Raw genomic sequence first — 18,596 nt, 5'->3', positions numbered from 1 at the left:
CAGCCGTCATCGCGAGGCGCGTACCGTCACCTTGAGGAGGCCGCGAAGCGGCCGTCTCGAAGGGTCGACGGCCACCAGCCGGGCCGTGCATCCTTCGAGGGCCGCTGAAGAAGCGGCCACCTCACGATGACGGAGTGCATGGCTCGATCAACGTGTCGTGTTCGGGCCGGCGTGCAACCCGGAGGTTCCATTACATGACGATTGACAGATAATTCGCTTGCCTCACGTCTGCTCGCTCCATAATATGATGGTTGTCATTTTATAGAGGCAGCACGATGAGCCTGGACGATCACCCCACGGTCAGGGCGGTGCGCGCGCGCAGCAGCCAGCACGTTCACGACGTCCCGGTTTCTTCGGAACTGCTCAAGCGGATCGCGCGCGAGTGCGGAGCCGATGACGTCGGCATCATCGAGTTCGAACGCGCCGCCATCGCGCCGCAGCGCGATTTCATCCGCAAGGTCTATGGGCGGACCCGTACCCTGCTTGCGATCGTGTGCCACATGAACCGCGAGCCGGTGCGCTCGCCCTCACGCTCGGTCGCCAACGAGGAATTCCACGGTACTTACGACCACGTCAACGAGACCGCACGCGCTATCGTTCGCGCGCTCGACGAGCACGGCATCCCGGCCTGCAATTCGGTCGCCGCCTTCCCGATGGAGATGGACCTACCCCGGATCATGATGGTCCAGCACAAGCCGATCGCGGTCGAAGCCGGGCTCGGGCGGATGGGAATCCATCGCAGCGTCATCCACCCGAAATTCGGCAGCTTCGTCCTGCTCGGCACCGTCCTGCTCGGATGCGAGGTGGACGCCTATGACCAGCCGATCGACTACAATCCTTGCCTGGAGTGCAAGCTCTGCGTGGCCGCCTGCCCGGTCGGCGCCATCAAGCCGGACGGCGGCTTCGATTTCCTGTCCTGCCACACCCACAATTATCACGACTTCCTCGGCAACTTCACGCAGTGGGTGGAGAAGGTCGCGGATTCCAAGGACGCCAAGGATTATCGCGCCCGCGTCCCCCGCACCGAAACGTTGAACATCTGGCAATCGCTATCGTTCAAGCCGGGGTACAAGGCAGCCTATTGCATCTCGGCCTGCCCGGCCGGCGAAGACGTGATCGGCCCCTTCCTGCACGATCGGGACGCCCATTTCGCCGACGTCGTGCAGCCACTGATCGACAAGGACGAGTTCGTCTACGTGATCCCGGATACCGACGCCGAGGACACGGTGACGCGGCGCTTTCCGCACAAGAAGGTCCAGCATGTCACGTCCGGCCGCCATACCGGCAGCATCCAGTCCTATATCTTCTCGCTCTCGCTCGGATTTCAGCGCGGCAGGGCGCGCGGTCTGGATTTCGTGACGCATCTGCGCTTCACCGGGGCAAGCGCGCTGGACATGACAGTCGTGATCAAGGGCAAGGATCTGCAAGTGGTGCCGGGGCGTCATGTCGGAGACGCGGCGCTGAACATCACCGCCGACACCCAGGCATGGCTACGCATCCAGAACCGCGACCTCGAACTTGCCGACGCGATTGCATCAGAGCTGGTGAGCTTCAGCGATGAGAAGCTGTTCGCGGCCTACATGCGATGCTTCCCGCTCTGAGCGGCGGAGGACGGTAACCACTAACTTTGGGTTACGCCTCCTGCTACCCCACCCTTACCCACCCTTGCATCTTGCTACGCGAAATAAGCAGGGTGATCGATGTCGGCGATCAGCCCGGGCTGCTGCGGCCGCCAGTCGAGCCGCGCGCGCGTCCGCGCACTCGAGGTCGGCACATCGAAGGCGACGAACCGGCTGAACATGCAGAAATGCTCGGCCGCCTCCTCTGAAGACTTCGACACCAGCGGAACGTCGAGCCGGCGGGCGATGACCTCGGCGATCGCCTTGAACGGCACGCCCTCATCGGCGACCGCATGGAACGGGCCGCCTTCGACGCCGCGCTCGAGCGCGAGCCGGTAAACACGGGCCGCATCGAGACGATGCACGCCGGGCCAGCGGTTCTGTCCGTCGCCGATATAGGCCGAGACGCCGTTCTCGCGCGCAAAGGCGACGAGGCGCGGCACGAAGCCGTAGTCGCCATGACCATGCACCGAGGGCGGCAGCCGCACGACGGCCGCGGGCACGCCGCGCGATGCCACGGCCATCGTCGTCGCCTCGGACGCACGCGGATAGGCCTCGGAGACCGGAATCGGCGGATCCTCTTCGGTCGCGACGCGCCCCTGCGCCACCCGCGCGACGCCCGATGTCGTGATCAGCGGACGTTTCGAGCCTTCGAGCACGGCGCCGAGCGTCTCGATCGCCCGCCGATCGTCCGCGCAGTTCTGCGCGAACTTCGAGAAGTCGTGGTTGAAGGCACAATGGATCACGGCATCCGCCTGCGCGGCGCCGCTCTTCAGGCTGTCGAGATCCTCCAGCGTTCCGTAGTGAACCTCGGCGCCGGCGGCGGCGAGCGCTTCCGCGCCCTTGTCGGAACGGGTCATGCCGAGCACCCGATGGCCGGCGGCAATCAGATCGTCAGTGACGGCCGAGCCGACCCAACCGGTGGCTCCAGTGACAAACACACGCATCAGCAAGTCTCCAGGTTTTGCTGGCGACAAATCTGGGCGGCTCGGATATCGTGGTAAAGTAGTGACCTTATCATGGTATATTGGCTAACAGGATGAGCGAACCGCTCACGCAAGAGAACCTGCTCGGCGCCTATCTGAAGGACCGCCGCGGCAAGCTCGATCCGGCGACGTTCGGCTTTCCGCCGGAGCGGCGGCGCACGCCGGGCCTGCGCCGCGAGGAAGTCGCGCAGCGCGCCAACATCTCGGCGACCTGGTACACCTGGCTCGAACAGGGCCGCGGCGGTGCGCCGTCGGCCGATGTGCTGGACCGCATCGCGCGGGCGCTGATGCTGACCGATGTCGAGCGCGAGCATCTGTTCCTGCTCGGCCTCGGCCGCACGCCCGAGGTGCGCTACCAGAAGAATGAAGGCGTCACGCCGCGGCTGCAGCGCGTGCTCGACGCGTTGCTGCCGAGCCCCGCCGTGATCAGGACCGCGACATGGGACATCGTCGCCTGGAACCGGGCGGCGACCGTGATGCTGACGGACTACGGATCGCTGCCGCCGCGCGAGCGCAACGTGCTGCGCTTCATGTTCCTCGATCCGCGCGTCCGCGCTGCGCAACAAGACTGGGCAAGCGTGGCCCGCTTCGTCGTTGGCGCCTTCAGGGTGGACGCGATGCGCGCTGGAGCTGCCGCCGAAGTGCAACCTTTTGTCGATGAGCTCTGCCGGCTCAGCCCGGAATTCGCGGCGCTCTGGCGCGACAACGACGTGCGAACCTATGGCGAGGGCGTCAAGCAGCTCCGGCATCCGATCCTCGGCCCGGTCAAGTTCGAATATTCGGCGTTCGCGGTCGACGGCCGCTCCGACCTCAGCATGATCGTCTACAATCCTGTTGACCCGGAGGTGACGGAGAAGATCCGCGGGCTGTTGGAAGCGACGCCGGCAGTGACCTAATCCCGCGCCGCCGCCGTCGGCCGCCAGACCAGCAGCCGCTTCTCCACGACAGTCACCGCCAGGTCGATCAGGATGACGAAGGCCGACAGCACGAACATGCCGGCGAACACGCCGGCGACGTCGAACACGCCTTCGGCCTGCTGGATCAGATAGCCGAGGCCGGCCGCGGAGCCGAGATATTCGCCGACCACGGCGCCGACCACCGCGAAGCCGACCGAGGTGTGCAGCGAGGAGAACATCCAGGACAGCGCCGAGGGCCAGTAGACGTGGCGCATCAGCTGCCGCTCGTTCATGCCGAGCATGCGGCCATTGTCGAGCACCGTGGTCGGCACCTCCTTGACGCCCTGATAGACGTTGAAGAACACGATGAAGAACACCAGGGTCACGCCGAGCGCGACCTTGGACCAGACGCCGAGCCCGAACCACAGCGCGAAGATCGGCGCCAGCACCACGCGCGGCAGCGCGTTGACCATCTTTACATAGGGATCGAACACCGCGGCGACGCGCGGCTGTCGCGCGAACCAAAAGCCGACCAGGATGCCGCCGGCCGAGCCGATCACGAAGGCGAGGATGGATTCCCAAAGCGTGATCGCCAGATGCTTCCAGATCACACCGGTCGAGAACCATTTGACGATCTGGCTGAAGACGTCGACCGGATTGGAGAAGAAGAACGGCGGCAGCAGCACCTTGCCGAAAACGGGCACGGTGGAAAAGAACTGCCACAACGCCAGTGTGACGACGGCGACCAGGATCTGCAGGCACAGCAACGCGACGCGCGACATCAGGCGGCTCCCGCCTGGGTCGACTGGACATAGCCCTTCATCACCTCGTCTTTCAGCACGCCCCAGATCTCGCGGTGGAGGGCATGGAAATCCTTCTCCATCCGGATTTCGGCGATGTCGCGCGGCCGCGGCAGCGTGATGCGCCAGTCCCCGATGATGCGCGCGGAAGGGCCGGCCGACATGATCACGACGCGGTCGGCGAGCGCGATCGCCTCCTCGAGATCGTGGGTGACGAACAGCACCGCCTTGCGGTCGGCGGTCCACAATTCCAGCAGCAGATTGCCCATGATCTGCCGGGTCTGGGCGTCGAGCGGGCCGAACGGCTCGTCCATCAGCAGGATCTTCGGATCGCGGATCAGGACCTGCGCGAGCGCGACGCGCTTGCGCTGGCCGCCCGACAGCATGTGTGGATAGCGGCCGGCGAAGGCGCCGAGCCCGACCGAGGTCAGCCATTGCTGCGCGCGCGCAAGCGCATCCGTCCGCGGCGTGCCCCGAATCTCGAGCCCGATCGCGACATTGTCGATCGCGGTCTTCCACGGGAACAGCGCGTCGGCCTGGAACAGATAGCCGGCGTCGCGGTTGAGGCCACTGAGCGGCTTGTCGAAAATCCGCGCCGCCCCGACGGCCGGTTTCAACAGCCCCGCGGTGACATTGAGCAGCGTGGATTTTCCGCATCCGGTCGGGCCGACAATGGCGACGAACTCGCCGTGCGCGACCGAAAGATTGGCCTGCTCGACCGCGGTATAGACCCGTCCATCCGCCAACCGAAACGCCACCGTCGCACCATCAAGCGCGACCGCCGTCGGCTCCGTCATTGCCACGCATTCCTCCCGAATATCAGGCACATGGCTTAGCGGTTCGCTCGGGCAAGTTCAACGCAGGAAGATGGCGCAGGACGCGTGCTGAGGGACCGCGGTCACGCGATTTTCAGACACGCCCGGTGGCGCATTGCGCAACCGGGGTTGCGCATCGCACCGACTTCGTCGAGGCTGCGGGCCAAGACGGTGGACAAGGAGACAATCATGCGGATCGCAGTGGTCGGCGCCGGAGGCGTCGGCGGCGGCTTTGGAGCGGCGCTGGCGCATGCCGGCGCCGACGTCACCTTTATCGCGCGCGGCGCGCACCTCGCCGCCATGCGCAGCGAAGGGCTGAAGGTTCAGGGCGGCCGCGGCGAAACCCACCTGATCCCGACCCAGGCGACCGACAACCCCGCAAGCGTCGGCCCGGTCGATATCGTGCTGTTCTGCGTCAAGCTGTGGGACGTCGAGAGCGCCGGCGAGCACATCAAGCCGATGGTCGGTCCCGACACCGCCGTGATCCCGCTGCAGAACGGCATCGACGCGCCCGACCGGCTGATCCCGATCCTCGGGCGCAACGCCGTGATGGGCGGCGTGGCGCAGATCTCTGCCTCGATCATCAAGCCCGGCGTGATCAACCAGGTCGGCACCTTCATGCGGATGATCTTCGGCGAGCTCGACGGCCGCATCACGCCGCGCGGCAAGGCGCTGCTCGCGCTCTGCCTGAAGGCCGGCTTCGACGCCACGCTGAGCGAGCAGATCAACACCGAGCTGTGGATGAAGTTCGTTGGCCTCGCCACCAATGCCGGCATGACCGCGGTCACGCGCCAGCCTATCGGCAGGCTGCGCGACGATCCCGACCTGCGCCCGTTCTTCGTATCGGCCTGCGAGGAGATCATCGCCATCGCGCACGCCAGCGGCGTCAAGCTGCCGCCGGACCCGCTTGCGAAAGTGCTCGACTTCATCGGCCACGCGCCGCCGGCGATGAAGGCCTCGATGGCGCTCGATCTCGAGCGCGGCAACCGGCTCGAACTGCCCTGGCTAAGCGGCAAGGTGGTCGAGCTCGGCCGCAAGCTCGGCGTGCCGACCCCGACGCACGACTTCCTCCATGCCGTGCTGAAGCCCTATGCGATGGGCACGCCGTCGTAAGCAGGCGGCCGCGCGTTGGAGCAGCGGCCCCGCTCAGGCATGTTGCGGCGGGGCAAGCGTTGCGACCTGATCCGGATGCACCGTGATGGCCGTGCCGCCATGTCCATCGCTGGCGGCGACGAAGGTGGATGCCATGTAGTTTCCGAGCAAGGCGATGCTGGCGGCGTGGACGCCGTCCGAGACGGAGAGCGATCCGCCTGCGGTGTTGCCGGCAAAGCCCACGGTTTGCCCAGCCGCAAAACTGATATTGGCGAAATCGATCGCGTCGGCTGCCGTCATGCCGGCGACGGTGCCGGAGAAGCCTGTGGGGTCGTCGAGCTTCAGTGTCCCGGAACCCGATGCGAAGGAGATTTGCGCCGCGCTCGCCGACGCAAGCTCGAGGGTCTGCCCGGCTGGAATGATCGAGGGATCGCTGATCGTGAAGGCGCTGGACCAGGCGCCCCAGACGGTCCCGTCATTGGCCTTGATCCAGAGCGTGTCCGTGTCCGATCCGACGTGATACGCAAGCTGGGAGAGCTGCGAGGCCGCGACGACGTTGTCGTGATTTGCTCCGAGCGCAACACCGTTCAGCGTGAAGTAGCCGTTGCCGCCTCCGCTATTCCAGACATCATATGATGTCGCGGAACTGCCGAACGGATCCGAATAGGTGAAGAGCGAGGACACCGAGAACGTCTGGCCCTGAACGGACAGCGTGCTCGAATTGGTCGGGGTCAGCACCGGACCCGTGTCCACCGGCGCAGTCACCGTGAAAGCGCTTGACCATGAACCCCAGACGGTGCCGTCGTTCGCGCGGACCCACAGCGTGTCCGCGCCCGAGCCGGATTGATAGCTCAGCGACGCCAGCTGGGCTGCCGTGACGTAGTTGTCCTGATTCGCCGAAAGTGCCACCCCGTTGAGAACGAAGTGTCCGCCGCCTGTGCCCGCGTTCCAGACATCATATTGGGTCGCAGCGCTGTTGAACGGATCGCTGTAGCTGAACAGCGACGACGCCGCGTAGCTCTGACCGTGTGTCGCAACGATGCTCGACACCGCCTCGACGGGTCCGCTGTCAACTGGAGCATTGACGGTGAAGGCGCTCGACCACGTCCCCCACACGGTGCCGTCGTTGGCGCGGATCCAGAGCGTGTCGGTCCCCGAGCCAGATTGATAGGTCAATGACGACAGCTGCGCGGCCGTGATGTAATTGTGCTGATTGGCCGACAGCGCCGACCCGTTCAAAAGGAAGTGCCCGCCGCCTGTGCCCGTGTCCCAGACGTCATATTGAGTCGCAGCACTGTTGAACGGATCGCTGTAGGTGAACAGCGACGAGGCCGCATAGCTCTGATCGTGGGCGGCAATGATGTTCGACACCGTCTCAACGGGTCCGCTGTCAACCGGTGCATTGACGGTGAAGGCGTTCGACCACGCTCCCCACACAGTGCCGTCATTGGCGCGGATCCAAAGCGTGTCGATACCGGAGCCCGATTGATAGGTCAGTGACGCCAGCTGGGCGGCCGTGATGTAGTTGTCCTGATTGGCCGGCAGCGCCACGCCGTTCAGGAGGAAGTGGCCGCCGACGATGCCGGTATCCCAGACGTCGAACTCGGTCGCAGCACTGTTGAAGGGATCGCTGTAGGTGAACAGCGACGAGGCCGCATAGCTTTGACCGTGGGCGGCAATGATGTTCGACACCGTCTCGACGGGTCCGCTGTCGAGGGGAGCATTGACGGTGAACGCGCTCGACCACGCGCCCCACACCGTGCCGTCGTTGGCGCGGATCCACAGGGTGTCGATGCCGGAGCCGGATTGATAGGTCAGCGACGCCAGCTGGGCGGCCGTGATGTAATTGTCTTGATTGGCGGGCAGCGCCACGCCGTTCAGGAGGAAGTGGCCGCCGACGGTGCCGCTATCCCAGACATCGTACGCGGTCGCGGCGCTGTTGAATGGATCGCTGTAGGTGAACAGCGACGAGGCCGCATAGCTCTGGCCGTGGGGCGCGACGATGTTCGACACCGTCTCAACGGGCCCGCTGTCAACCGGCGCATTGACGGTGAAGGGGCTCGACCACGCTCCCCACACGGTGCCGTCATTGGCGCGGATCCAGAGCGTGTCGATGCCGGAGCCCGATTGATAGCTCAACGACGCCAGTTGGGCGGGCGTGATGTAGTTGTCCTGATTGGCGGCAAGCGCCACCCCGTTCAGAACGAAGTGGCCGCCGCCTGTTCCCTTGTCCCAGACGTCATATTGGGTCGCCGGACTGTTGAACGGATCGCTGTAGGTGAACAAGGACGAGGCCGCATAGCTCTGGCCATGCGCCGCGACAATGTTCGACACCGCCTCAACGGGACCGCTGTCGACCGGCGCGGTGACGGTGAAAGCGTTCGACCATTGGCCCCACACCGTGCTGTCGTTGGCCCGGATCCAGAGCGTGTCCGCGCCAGAGCCGGATTGATAGGTCAATGACGACAGCTGCGCGGCCGTGATGTAGTTGCCCTGGTTGGCGGCAAGCGCCACCCCGTTCAGAACGAAGTGGCCGCCACCGGTGCCGCTGTCCCAGACATCGTATTGGGTGGCTGCGAGGCCGAACGGGTCGTAATAGGTGAACAGCGAGGACACGGCAAAGCTCTGGCCGTGGGTTGCCGTCACGTTTGCGGCCGTCACCACGGGCCCTTCCGGGGTTGCCGTAAATTCGGTCCAGGCGCTCCAGAATACGCCGTTGAACGCCTCCACCCACAGCTGGTCGCTTGCGGGACCGAACTGATAGGCAATGCTGGACCACTGTGAGGCAGCGACGTCGATCTCGACCCCGTTCGCCTGCGCCACCCCGCCCACGGTGAAGTGGCCGTTACCGGTGGAGTCCCAAAGCGCATATTCGATGATGGGCAGAGTACCGCTCGTCGTGTAGAACATGGACGACGCTGCAATCGAGGTTTGCACGCGGCCGGTGATGTTTGACGCGACCACCGTGGGCGCGACGTCGACGGCGCCGGAATTGTCGATGACGAAGTCGCCGCCCTCGCTGGCGATCTGTGTCAGCGAAACCTCAAATTGCACATCCCAGTTCTGGCCGGGATAGCTGTTTCCCCATGGGTTACGAACGATGAAATTGCCCGTCGCGCTGTCATAGCCGACGACCCCGAACGCGTGGTCCGGGACGAGCTGGATGTTTCCGGCACTGTCATACGTGTACGGAGACGTTGAAGGAATCTCGAGGATGACGTCGTCGTGACTGGAGAGTGCCGCGATATAGACGGACTTGTTGCTGTACCAATTGGATGCGCTGCTCAGATAATAGTTGACGCTCGTCGCGTCGGTCAGATTCTCGAAGACATTCGTCGGGGGATCAGCGGAGATATTGTTGTAGCTGTTGACGGCCGGGTGCCCGATCTGCCCCGTTGCGCTGAGCTGCGCGTAGGCCTTCTCCACCAGGGCAACCCACATTGCAGTGGGCTGCTCATTATAGTTGTGGCCATAGTCAAGTTCGGTGCCGCTGACGACTGGAAACTCGTCATTGACGGTTTCCCATGTCTCCTGACCATTGACATAGAAGCGCACGCCATAGGTGCCGTTTCCGTTGTCGACGATCATGGAGCTCATGACCTGGGGATGAAAGACGACGACGTCGATCAATCCCGACATCAATTCGCAATCGCCGTCTGCTCCCTGACAGATGTCGTTGACGGTGGCCGCGCCCGCCGAAGAATACAACGGCCCGACAACCGCGCTGTAGCCCTGCAATGTCCAGCCGCTCCCGCCTGCATCGGGCGGCAAGGTCGGGTCCGGAAGATCGGTCCCCTGGAACCACTTTCCGATCAGTTCAGACATTTGCGTCGACGTCGTGCCAACCTGCAGATTGCCGAGCGTGACGTGAGCAGTGCCGCCCCCTGTCCAGGTGGCGTTCGCCGGATTTCCATCAACGAGCTGGACGAAAAGATGGGACACATAGTCCGATGTGGAGAGACCGCTGTTCAGATTGGCCGCAATCAGCTGCAGCGAGTTCAGCTCATTCGCGGTGACACTCCCGCGATTGGCGACATCCGCCAGCAACTGGATGGCTTCAGCGTCGGTGAAGACGCCGTCCGCGGCAAAGTTGAGCATGTCGGACTTGATGCCGCCGTCGACCAGGGAATTGACCCAGCTTGCCGTCATGGAATTCCTTCGCAAATCTTGACGCAATATGATTGCTGTCGGCCAGGCCTGTCCTGGCGAGGTTGCGCGCGTCCCGTCGCGACGAATTCAGCAATAGAATGGCGTAATTATCGCATAAGTTGTGAACGAATTCGAAGCGTGTGTCGATCTTGCCGAACGCTGCCGACAGCGAAAGGAACCGAATTATAGTGAAGATTCCTTAATGTATGGCTGATGCGCCGGCCCGCCACCCGGGAGAGCGGCAGTAGCCCCCGACAGCCGACGCCGAGGGCGCCGACGCCCATGTCTCACGCGAATGGGAGCCCGACCGGGTGCGCGAGCGCGATGACCGGCTTGACGGCAGGCGGCCGAACGCTCGGCGTTCCCACAATCAGTGCCGTCCGCGATGTGCCCGGCGCTTCGGAGGTGGCGGCGGCGCGAAGAAGGGATTCTCCGAGCACATCGCACCCCGGCCCGACGCCGACGCCTGGCACTGCGGGATCGAGGTGAAGCTGCAATCGATGTAGCTTCCGCCGAATTTGCCCTGAAAGACGTGCATGCACACCGGGTAGTTCGGATCGTAGGCCTGCCCGGCGGCAGGTCCGGCCACGGCGACCGCAGCTGCGGCGATCGCGAACAATTTCAGGCGCACTGGTCCCTCCTTGTCGCTCGGAAGGTTTCCCCACAACAACAGGAGTTAGTCAACTGCGCCAGCGACGCGACGGCGCGCTAGTTGACAGGCGGACGCTGTCGTTGACCCCGCTCCCTGGTCGGCTTTCTTGGACCTTTGTAGAAGGGATTGACCGAGCATGTCGCCGATCGTCCGGAGGCCGTTGCCTGGCATTGCGGAAGCGACGTGAAGCTGCAATCGATGTACTCGGGCGTCAGCCTGCCGCCATAGACTTCCATGCAGACCGGATAGTTCGGATCGTACATTTGCGCGGCGGCGGGCCCGGTGATGCCGACGCCGATGGCGGCGATGATGGTGAATTTCAAGCGCATCGAATTCTCCTCAAGCTTGCTCCGGGACGCCGGGGCGCGCGGCTATCGCTGTTCGCCGGCCGGCTTGCCGTCGTCCTCACCGAGACAACGGATCATGAAGGCCGTGGTGTCCCGCGGCAGAACCTGCGCGGCCCGCGCCTTGAGGCGGCATTCGAGCTGTGCGATCTGGCGCGCCCGTTGCCGTTCCGACGGCAGCGTCGATTGCCGCAGCCGGCGCAAGGTCATCGGCGAGCCATCCGACTCGAAGCTCAGCTCGTACCGCTTGCCGTTCTGGTCGGTGGCGGCGCAGGTGATGGTCGACACCTGCCGCGTGATGAAGCTTCCGACCTGGCGGCAGGAGCCTGTCGACATCTCGACCAGCGGCACCGGCAGACCATCGACGCGCGGACGGTCGCTCGACTTCAGCAACATGCGGTCGACCACGAGCTCGAACAGATTGTCCTGGGTACGCTCGGTGCTCTCGCCGGAGAACGAGACGATGTGGCTCTTGTCGGCGGGATCGTCGAGCACCACGGTGAATTCGGAACGGCCGCGCAGGGTGTGGAAGTAGGCCACCGCCTTGCAGGTATAGCTGCGGCCGGCGACGCTGACATTGCGGCAGGTACCGGACATCAACGCATACAGGTCGACGTCGTAGACCGGCCCGGCGGCAACGGCGAGCGCAGGCCAGCACACGAAAGCAATCGCAATCAATCGAGCGAAACGGGAGATCATGCTGAAACGATCGAGAACACGGTCGATGGAGAAGTCCATGGCGCAAGGTCGCCGATTTCCACGGACTGTGCAACGATGAAGCGGGCCGAAATGTGGACGTCCCGCAAACGACCGGGGAATGCAGGCGAGCCGTGCTGAAAGGCCGCGCCGCTGATGCCGTGCGTCAGATTTGCGGGCCGGACAGGGTGACCTCGCGCTCGGCGCGGAAGACGTTGCTGTAGAGGTTCGCGATCCACTGACGGCCGCTTGCCGTCATGTTCAGGCAGTTGATGGCGCCCTGGATGTGCGGTGCGACCATATTCCAGTAGAATTGCGGATAGCGGTCGACGATATCGGCCGGCGATTCATAGCCGAGCTGACGGTTGATGCCGACTTCCTCGAACTCGTGATAGAGCGCGTTGGCTTTCCTGATGTAGTTGGGATCGCCGAGCTGTCCGATGAAATCGGCGGCCCGAACGATTGCCGCCTCGTCGTCATATTGCTGGCCTTCGGGTGCCGGAAACCGCGTGCCTTCGATGTTGCGTGCAACGCGCTCGCGATCGAGCGGGACGACGGCCTCGAGCCTGTCGAGCACATAGAGCTTCGAGCGGTCGACGTGATACGGCATCAGGCCGGCATCCGACGAGCCGCGCGGCAGCACGACCTTCTTGCCGGAGGCGTCGATGACATAACCATCCGGTCCATCGCCCTTCAGCAGGCCGCGCACGTAGCCGATGTCGTGCGTCAGGCAGGCGATCATCGTGTGGGTGTAATCCTCCGCGGTGACGTGGGTGTGCAGCGCGCGACCGCGGATGATGTCATGCCCGGCCAGCGTGACCAGCATGGTGTGCTCGACATTGTGGTAGAGCGCATCGCTGTTGCCGATGCATTCCAGCGCGATGCGCGCGGCGGCAGGCAGCAGTTCGCCAAATCGCGCCTGCGAAGCCCCAAAGGTGCGGCTGACCCATGTGGCGAGAAACTTCTCCAAAGCACCTGCCGCCAACTCAGGCAACGTCATCATCGATGCAGCCCCCGACCGCGCAACGTTCCTCGCTCGCCCCGATCTTACGTCGCAGTTGGGGAGCAACTATAGCGCATCTGCGGGCGTGCGGCTACGCGCCGGCGAGCGCGTGATTCGTTCCGCCGTACTTTCCCGGTCTTGCCGGCTGTGACACCAAAGCCGCTGATAATGGCATGAACCGTGCATGATTCGGTTCAGACCGGGTTAATCTTACGGATAAAGACCATCATGCTTGTTACGCTCGTCGCCATCCTTTGCAATGCCCAGCTCTGCATGGAAAAGGTCGTCACCAACAGCGACCAATCCGGCATCACCATGGGCGCCTGCGCTGTAAGTGCCCAGATCGGCATCGCCGACTGGCTCGCCAAGGGGCCGTATCACGATTGGCGCTTGCAGAGCTATAAGTGCATCATGGGCAAATACGTCCCCAAGAACGAAGTGTGATGTGTGCTCACAACCCCCGAAGGGGCTGACCCGCTTCGCGCGGCCACCTGAAACAGCCTGCGAAACCGCGTGATGCAGGCGCGTGCACCTCGAGTCAAAGTCCATTTTATGGGCTATCACTGTCGTTCACGATGGTAAGACGTGAGGTCGCCCAGGAATGGCCCGAGAATGCCTGCAACGCCGCTGATCGCCTACGCGCATGTCGGCAAGAGTTTTGACAATGGTCGCGTGGTGGCGGTCGACGACGTCTCGCTTGACGTGGCCGAGGGTGAATTCCTGGCTGTTGTCGGCGGCTCGGGCTCCGGCAAGACGACGCTGCTCAGGCTGGCCAACCGCCTGATCGAGGCCGACCGCGGCCGGATCGCCGTCGAGGGCGAAGACGTCAGCCGCGTCGACCCGATCCTGCTGCGGCGCCGCATCGGCTATGTCTTCCAGAGCGGCGGACTGTTTCCGCACCTTTCCGTCGCCGGCAATGTCGGCATCACGCCAACGCTGCTCGGCTGGCCGCAGGCCGAGATCTCGGCGCGGGTCGACGAACTGCTCGACCTCGTGCGGCTCGACCGCGCCCAACATCGCGACCGCCTGCCGCACGAACTCTCCGGCGGCCAGCGCCAACGCGTCGGCGTCGCGCGCGCGCTGGCTGCGAAGCCGCGCATCGTGCTGATGGACGAGCCGTTCGGCGCGCTCGATCCGCTGACCCGCGACGCGCTCGGCGACGATTATCGCGCCCTGCACCGCGAGCTCGCCCTGACCACGGTCATGATCACCCACGACATGACCGAGGCGCTGCTGCTGGCCGATCGTGTCGCAGTGATGCGTGGCGGCAAATTGCTCGCTTTGGGCACGCCGGCGGAGCTCGCGGCCAACACCGACGTCTATGTCGGCGAACTCTTGCGTACGCCGCGTCGACAGGCGGAACGGCTGGGCGCATTGCTGCCGCGGGACGGCACGGCATGAGCGATCCACGCTGGAGCGAGGCGCTTGCGCATCTGCCCGACTATCTCGGCAATCATGTCCGGGTCAGCGTCGCCGCGCTGGCGCTCGGACTTCTGATCAGCCTGCCGCTTGCGCTCATCGCGCGCAACCGGCCGGTGCTGCGCGGCATGCTGCTCGGGCTTGCCAGCATCGTGCAGACCGTGCCCGGGCTCGCTTTGCTCGCGCTGTTCTATCCGTTGCTGCTGGCGCTCACGGCGCTGACCGCGGCGTGGCTCGGCTTCAGCTTCTCCGCCTTCGGCTTTCTGCCGGCGGTGCTGGCGCTCGCGCTCTATTCGATGCTGCCGGTGCTGCGCAACACCATCACCGGCCTGTCGGGCGTCGATCCGGCGGTGCTGGAGGCTGCCCAGGGCGTCGGCATGACGCCGCGGCAATCGCTCACCATGGTCGAGCTGCCGCTGGCGCTGCCGGTGATGATGGCGGGGATCCGCACCGCCGCAGTGTGGGTGATCGGCACCGCGACGCTGTCGACGCCGATCGGCCAGACCAGCCTCGGCAACTATATCTTCGCGGGGCTGCAGACCCAGAACTGGGTGTTCGTGCTGTTCGGCTGCTTCGCCGCCGCCGTGCTCGCGCTTGTCGTCGACCAATTGCTGGCGCTGATCGAGAATGGCCTGCGCAATCGCAGCCGCGTGCTGACCGCACTCGGCGGGCTCGGCATTGCCGCCCTGATCGCAGCGACGCTGGTGCCGGCGATCGCGCGGCCACAGGCGCGCTATGTCGTCGGCGCCAAGACGTTCACCGAGCAATACGTGCTGTCGGCGCTGATGGCGCAGCGGCTGCAAGCGGCCGGACTGCCGACGACGACCCGCGCCGGCCTCGGCTCCAACGTGATCTTCGATGCGCTCGCGGCCGGCGATATCGACGTCTATGTCGACTATTCCGGCACGCTGTGGGCGAACCAGTTCCACCACACCGACATCAGGCCCCGCGCCGAGCTGCTGGGCGAACTGACGACGACGCTGGCCAGGCAGGACATCACGCTGTTCGGTGAGCTCGGCTTCGAGAATGCCTACGCGCTGGTGATGCCGAGGAAGCGCGCCGATCAGCTCGGCATCCATTCGATCGCCGACCTCGCATCGCACGCCGCGACGATGTCGATCGCCGGCGACTATGAATTCTTCTCGCGGCCGGAATGGGCCGGCATCCAGAAGGCCTACGGGCTGACGTTCCGCACCCAGCGCCAGATGCAGCCGGATTTCATGTATGCGGCGGTCGCCTCCGGCGAGGTCGACGTGATCGCGGGCTACACCAGCGACGGGCTGATCGCGAAATACGACCTGGTTACGCTCGCGGACGACAGGCACGCGATCCCGCCCTATGACGCGATCGTGCTGCTGTCGCCAAAGCGGCGCGACGACGAGACTCTGAAGGCGGCGCTGCGTCCGTTGCTCGGCAAGATCGGCATCGCCGAGATGCGCGAGGCCAACCTGCGCGCGTCGGACAACGACGCATCATCATCGCCCGACGCCGTGGCGCGCTGGCTGTGGGAGAAGATTGGCGGAAAATCGTAGGATGATCGCCGCTAGAGTCCCTTGATGATTCCGGCGTCGATCAGCAGTCGGTTGAAGCGGCGCGCTTCCGCGCCGTCCTTGCAGGAATAGAACGCGCCGTTGCAGCGGAGCATGATCGCTTTCTGCTCCTCGAACGACGGATCGAGCGGAATGCCCGCGGCTTCCTGAATCACCAGCGGCAGATAGGCGGCGTCGATCGTGTCCATCACGGCCGGGCTCTTCACCGGTTCGAAGTTGATGGCGTCAATCGCGTAATAGGTCGCGTAGTAGCGCGGATCATAATCCATCAGCTTCTTGCCGATGCCGGCCTCGTCGAGCCCGGGACCGAGCAGCTGCGGCGAGAACTCCGGCTGATGATCGCCGTAGCGCACGATCAGGAACGGCTGCGCCGGAAACTTCTTCTTCAGCGCCGCGACGAAGCCGGCATAGTCGTTGGCGCTCATCGCCTGCCGGCGCAGATATTCGTCGACCGACGGCGCGTTGCCCGGCCGCTTCCATGCCGGCAGCAGCTCGGGGCGGAATTTCGTCTCCCACGGGAAATGATTGGCGGCGAGGTAGACGAAGGTGAACAGCGGTGTGCTGAGCGTCTTCTGCTCGGCCATCAGCTTCAGCGCCTTGTCGTAGAAGAAGCTGTCCGGCTCGACGTCCTTCGCATGCAGGTCATGCGCGTCATAGAATTGCTGGATACCGGTCGTGGTCTGGAAGCTGCGCGCGCTCATGAAGGCGCCGAACGCCGGATAGAGCGACAGCGTGTCGTAGCCGCAGCGGCGCAGCGCCAGCGGCAGGCCGCGCTCGACCCTGCCCGATGCGATGCGGGTGACGAAATAGGCGAACCGGCCGAACGAGCGCGAGGACAATCCCGCCAGCACGTTGTACTCGGTGAACCAGCTCGGCCCGCCATTGCTCTCGGCGAGGAATTTGCGTTCGACACCGTCGTAGGATTTGAACTGGCTGCCATAGCCCGGCGGAACCTTGACGCCGGACGCGGCGCGGATGTCAAAGCTCGATTCATCATGGATCATGATGATGTTCGGCCGCCGCCCGGCGGGATGGCAGGCGTCGACCAGCGGCATCTTGAGCTGATCGCTCGCGCTCGAATCCGCCTCCATGAAGCCATAGGCGACGAAGTCCGACACCGCGGTCACGCCGGAGCGCGCGAATTTCGACAGATAGCCGTCGTCGTAGTAGCCGCGCCAGGCCTCATCCGGCCAGGCGAAGGCGTAGCCCGAGAGCGCGGCCGTGCAGGCGAGGCAGGCGGCCGCGGCCGGCAGGCGGCGGATACGGAACGGATCGAGCCACCACAGCGCATACATCAACGGCAGCGTGACCAGGCCGGCGCCGATGATCGACCAGCGCAGGTTCGGAAAGATCGTGAGCAGGAACGCCGCGGTGTCGCGATCGATCACCATCAGGTCGACGAAGTTCGCGGTCATCTGCACCACGTCGTGCTTGAACCGCGACAGCAGCACCAGCACCACGACCAGCGTCAGCGACAGCGCGCCCGACAGCGCCGGCCGGCGCAGCAGCGCGATGAACAGGAAGTTCAGGATTCCCCAGGTCAGCAGGAAGCAGAGCCGCGAGCCGAAATCGGTCTCGGTGCGCAGCATCAGGATCAGCGCGCCGAGATGCGGGGCGGCGACCGCCATCAACCGCCAGATGCCGATCGCGGCGAGACCGCCGGCCAGCGCGGCAACGGACGAGTTCTGCTGAGGCGCGGGCGCCATGGCGGGACGCAATACAACCCGGCGCAATGCCACGGCCTTGACTGGCAATAGCCAGGAGGCACACCGCGCAGCCGGAGTCTGCGCCGTGTCATGAAAACGTAATTGAATCGTCATGAACGCGCAATGAATTTGCCTGCCCTGAGCAGGGCCAGCCGGCACGGCGGGCCTCAGACCTTCGCCGCAGGCCTTGCAATGCCGGCGATGAAGAGGTCGACGATGTCAGCGGCCATCTGCTCGGCCTCCGCTTCGCCAACGCCCCAGCGCGGCAAATGGCCGTCGATATGCATTCGCGCAAAACCATAGACCAGGGCGCGGCCGGCGATCTGGACCTGCTTCAGATCACGCGCCGCAAGCTGACCGGCCGAAAACGCCTCCGCCAGCGTGCGCTCGGTGAGGCCGATCAACTCCGCATTGTCGCTGGAAACGCCGGCCGAGCGGTCGTGGTCGAAGAAGCGGCGGCTGGAGATGACCTCGAAATGGGTCGGGTTCTTCATCGCCCAGCGCAGATAGGCGATCCCGAGGCAGCGGAAGCGGCCGAGCGGATCGCCTGACGGCGCATCGGCCAGCGCCGTCTCGATCTCGGCTCGGAAGCGGCGCTGCGCCTCCTCGGCCACCGCATTCATGAGGGCATCCCGGCTCGGGAAATGCCGGAACGGTGCCCCGGGCGAGACCCCGGCGCGGCGGGCGGCTTCGCGGACGCTGACCGCCTCCGGCCCGCCCTCGCCGACCAGCTGCATGGCCGCATCGATCAGGACCCGGCGGAGATCGCCATGGTGATACGGCTTGGCCGCCGACGCCCGCGCCGCGACGGCCGGACGCGGCTTGGCGGGCCGGCGTCCGATCGGCGGGCTTTTGGCGGGGCGGCGCAT

General features: G+C 64.8%; 16 protein-coding genes. 6 read left to right on the top strand and 10 right to left on the bottom strand.

The features are described 5' to 3' along the window. Window positions 1-275: 275 nt before the first annotated feature. Complete coding sequence (locus AC066Y_RS06865; RefSeq protein ID WP_478273203.1) at window positions 276-1,601, top strand: 4Fe-4S binding protein; 1,326 nt, start codon at window positions 276-278, stop codon at window positions 1,599-1,601. A gap of 74 nt (window positions 1,602-1,675) precedes the next feature. On the opposite strand, the gene AC066Y_RS06860 is transcribed toward AC066Y_RS06865, so the two are convergent. Next, entirely contained in the window at window positions 1,676-2,566 is an 891-nt protein-coding gene (locus AC066Y_RS06860) for an SDR family oxidoreductase (RefSeq protein WP_478273202.1), read from the bottom strand. 92 nt (window positions 2,567-2,658) lie between these two features. On the opposite strand from AC066Y_RS06860, the gene AC066Y_RS06855 reads away from it, so the two are divergent. Next, window positions 2,659-3,501: a helix-turn-helix transcriptional regulator gene (locus AC066Y_RS06855; RefSeq protein ID WP_478273201.1), complete on the top strand. Its 843-nt coding sequence runs from the start codon at window positions 2,659-2,661 to the stop codon at window positions 3,499-3,501. Here the strand turns inward: AC066Y_RS06855 and AC066Y_RS06850 are convergent. Both AC066Y_RS06850 and AC066Y_RS06845 read right to left on the bottom strand, forming a co-directional pair. After that, window positions 3,498-4,283, bottom strand: coding sequence for an ABC transporter permease (locus AC066Y_RS06850; protein ID WP_478273200.1), 786 nt, complete (start codon window positions 4,281-4,283; stop codon window positions 3,498-3,500). The genes AC066Y_RS06855 and AC066Y_RS06850 overlap by 4 nt on opposite strands. Further along, window positions 4,283-5,098, bottom strand: a complete 816-nt coding sequence (locus tag AC066Y_RS06845; RefSeq protein ID WP_478273199.1) for an ABC transporter ATP-binding protein — start codon at window positions 5,096-5,098, stop codon at window positions 4,283-4,285. Before AC066Y_RS06845 ends, AC066Y_RS06850 begins: the two co-directional genes overlap by 1 nt. A gap of 207 nt (window positions 5,099-5,305) precedes the next feature. Between AC066Y_RS06845 and AC066Y_RS06840 the strand changes: the two genes are divergently transcribed. After that, the gene (locus AC066Y_RS06840; protein WP_478273198.1) at window positions 5,306-6,229 is read left to right on the top strand and encodes a ketopantoate reductase family protein; all 924 of its coding nucleotides are present in this window, start codon (window positions 5,306-5,308) and stop codon (window positions 6,227-6,229) included. A gap of 33 nt (window positions 6,230-6,262) precedes the next feature. On the opposite strand, the gene AC066Y_RS06835 is transcribed toward AC066Y_RS06840, so the two are convergent. The 5 genes from AC066Y_RS06835 to AC066Y_RS06815 all read right to left on the bottom strand — a co-directional run bounded on the left by AC066Y_RS06835 (window position 6,263) and on the right by AC066Y_RS06815 (window position 13,052). Beyond that, window positions 6,263-10,357 (bottom strand): C2 family cysteine protease, encoded by a 4,095-nt coding sequence (locus AC066Y_RS06835; protein WP_478273197.1) that lies wholly within the window; start codon window positions 10,355-10,357, stop codon window positions 6,263-6,265. Between the two features lie 370 nt (window positions 10,358-10,727). Then, on the bottom strand, window positions 10,728-10,988 hold the full coding sequence (locus AC066Y_RS06830) for a DUF3551 domain-containing protein (RefSeq protein ID WP_478273196.1): 261 nt from the start codon (window positions 10,986-10,988) through the stop codon (window positions 10,728-10,730). Between the two features lie 77 nt (window positions 10,989-11,065). Continuing rightward, entirely contained in the window at window positions 11,066-11,338 is a 273-nt protein-coding gene (locus tag AC066Y_RS06825; protein WP_478273195.1) for a DUF3551 domain-containing protein, read from the bottom strand. 42 nt (window positions 11,339-11,380) lie between these two features. Then, a complete protein-coding gene (locus tag AC066Y_RS06820; RefSeq protein WP_478273194.1) occupies window positions 11,381-12,091 on the bottom strand; it encodes a hypothetical protein in 711 nt (236 codons plus the stop codon). Between the two features lie 124 nt (window positions 12,092-12,215). Further along, window positions 12,216-13,052 (bottom strand): metal-dependent phosphohydrolase, encoded by an 837-nt coding sequence (locus tag AC066Y_RS06815; protein ID WP_478273193.1) that lies wholly within the window; start codon window positions 13,050-13,052, stop codon window positions 12,216-12,218. A 228-nt stretch (window positions 13,053-13,280) separates the two neighbouring features. Here AC066Y_RS06815 and AC066Y_RS06810 point away from each other — a divergent pair, with 228 nt between their 5' ends. The 3 genes from AC066Y_RS06810 (at window position 13,281) to AC066Y_RS06800 (ending at window position 16,003) form a co-directional block, all read left to right on the top strand. Beyond that, on the top strand, window positions 13,281-13,496 hold the full coding sequence (locus AC066Y_RS06810; RefSeq protein WP_074131807.1) for a hypothetical protein: 216 nt from the start codon (window positions 13,281-13,283) through the stop codon (window positions 13,494-13,496). Between the two features lie 168 nt (window positions 13,497-13,664). After that, window positions 13,665-14,453 (top strand): ATP-binding cassette domain-containing protein, encoded by a 789-nt coding sequence (locus AC066Y_RS06805; RefSeq protein ID WP_478273192.1) that lies wholly within the window; start codon window positions 13,665-13,667, stop codon window positions 14,451-14,453. After that, on the top strand, window positions 14,450-16,003 hold the full coding sequence (locus AC066Y_RS06800; RefSeq protein ID WP_478273191.1) for an ABC transporter permease/substrate-binding protein: 1,554 nt from the start codon (window positions 14,450-14,452) through the stop codon (window positions 16,001-16,003). The genes AC066Y_RS06805 and AC066Y_RS06800 overlap by 4 nt, the downstream gene beginning before the upstream one ends. A gap of 11 nt (window positions 16,004-16,014) precedes the next feature. On the opposite strand, the gene AC066Y_RS06795 is transcribed toward AC066Y_RS06800, so the two are convergent. Both AC066Y_RS06795 and AC066Y_RS06790 read right to left on the bottom strand, forming a co-directional pair. Beyond that, window positions 16,015-17,727 (bottom strand): sulfatase-like hydrolase/transferase, encoded by a 1,713-nt coding sequence (locus AC066Y_RS06795; RefSeq protein WP_478273190.1) that lies wholly within the window; start codon window positions 17,725-17,727, stop codon window positions 16,015-16,017. 167 nt (window positions 17,728-17,894) lie between these two features. Then, on the bottom strand, window positions 17,895-18,596 hold the full coding sequence (locus AC066Y_RS06790; protein WP_478273189.1) for a TetR/AcrR family transcriptional regulator: 702 nt from the start codon (window positions 18,594-18,596) through the stop codon (window positions 17,895-17,897).

This window comes from Bradyrhizobium sp. USDA3010 (genome assembly GCF_056429065.1).
This window is presented reverse-complemented; position numbering and strand designations above follow the sequence as displayed.

Excerpts from the sequence above, each read along its gene's own strand:
- AC066Y_RS06845 (WP_478273199.1), bottom strand. The coding sequence starts at position 5,098 with ATGACGGAGCCGACGGCGGTCGCGCTTGATGGTGCGACGGTGGCGTTT.
- AC066Y_RS06835 (WP_478273197.1), bottom strand. The coding sequence starts at position 10,357 with ATGACGGCAAGCTGGGTCAATTCCCTGGTCGACGGCGGCATCAAGTCC.
- AC066Y_RS06850 (WP_478273200.1), bottom strand. The coding sequence starts at position 4,283 with ATGTCGCGCGTCGCGTTGCTGTGCCTGCAGATCCTGGTCGCCGTCGTC.
- AC066Y_RS06790 (WP_478273189.1), bottom strand. The coding sequence starts at position 18,596 with ATGCGCCGCCCCGCCAAAAGCCCGCCGATCGGACGCCGGCCCGCCAAG.
- AC066Y_RS06795 (WP_478273190.1), bottom strand. The coding sequence starts at position 17,727 with ATGGCGCCCGCGCCTCAGCAGAACTCGTCCGTTGCCGCGCTGGCCGGC.
- AC066Y_RS06820 (WP_478273194.1), bottom strand. The coding sequence starts at position 12,091 with ATGGACTTCTCCATCGACCGTGTTCTCGATCGTTTCAGCATGATCTCC.
- AC066Y_RS06800 (WP_478273191.1), top strand. The coding sequence starts at position 14,450 with ATGAGCGATCCACGCTGGAGCGAGGCGCTTGCGCATCTGCCCGACTAT.
- AC066Y_RS06825 (WP_478273195.1), bottom strand. The coding sequence starts at position 11,338 with ATGCGCTTGAAATTCACCATCATCGCCGCCATCGGCGTCGGCATCACC.
- AC066Y_RS06860 (WP_478273202.1), bottom strand. The coding sequence starts at position 2,566 with ATGCGTGTGTTTGTCACTGGAGCCACCGGTTGGGTCGGCTCGGCCGTC.
- AC066Y_RS06805 (WP_478273192.1), top strand. The coding sequence starts at position 13,665 with ATGCCTGCAACGCCGCTGATCGCCTACGCGCATGTCGGCAAGAGTTTT.
- AC066Y_RS06840 (WP_478273198.1), top strand. The coding sequence starts at position 5,306 with ATGCGGATCGCAGTGGTCGGCGCCGGAGGCGTCGGCGGCGGCTTTGGA.
- AC066Y_RS06855 (WP_478273201.1), top strand. The coding sequence starts at position 2,659 with ATGAGCGAACCGCTCACGCAAGAGAACCTGCTCGGCGCCTATCTGAAG.
- AC066Y_RS06865 (WP_478273203.1), top strand. The coding sequence starts at position 276 with ATGAGCCTGGACGATCACCCCACGGTCAGGGCGGTGCGCGCGCGCAGC.
- AC066Y_RS06815 (WP_478273193.1), bottom strand. The coding sequence starts at position 13,052 with ATGATGACGTTGCCTGAGTTGGCGGCAGGTGCTTTGGAGAAGTTTCTC.
- AC066Y_RS06810 (WP_074131807.1), top strand. The coding sequence starts at position 13,281 with ATGCTTGTTACGCTCGTCGCCATCCTTTGCAATGCCCAGCTCTGCATG.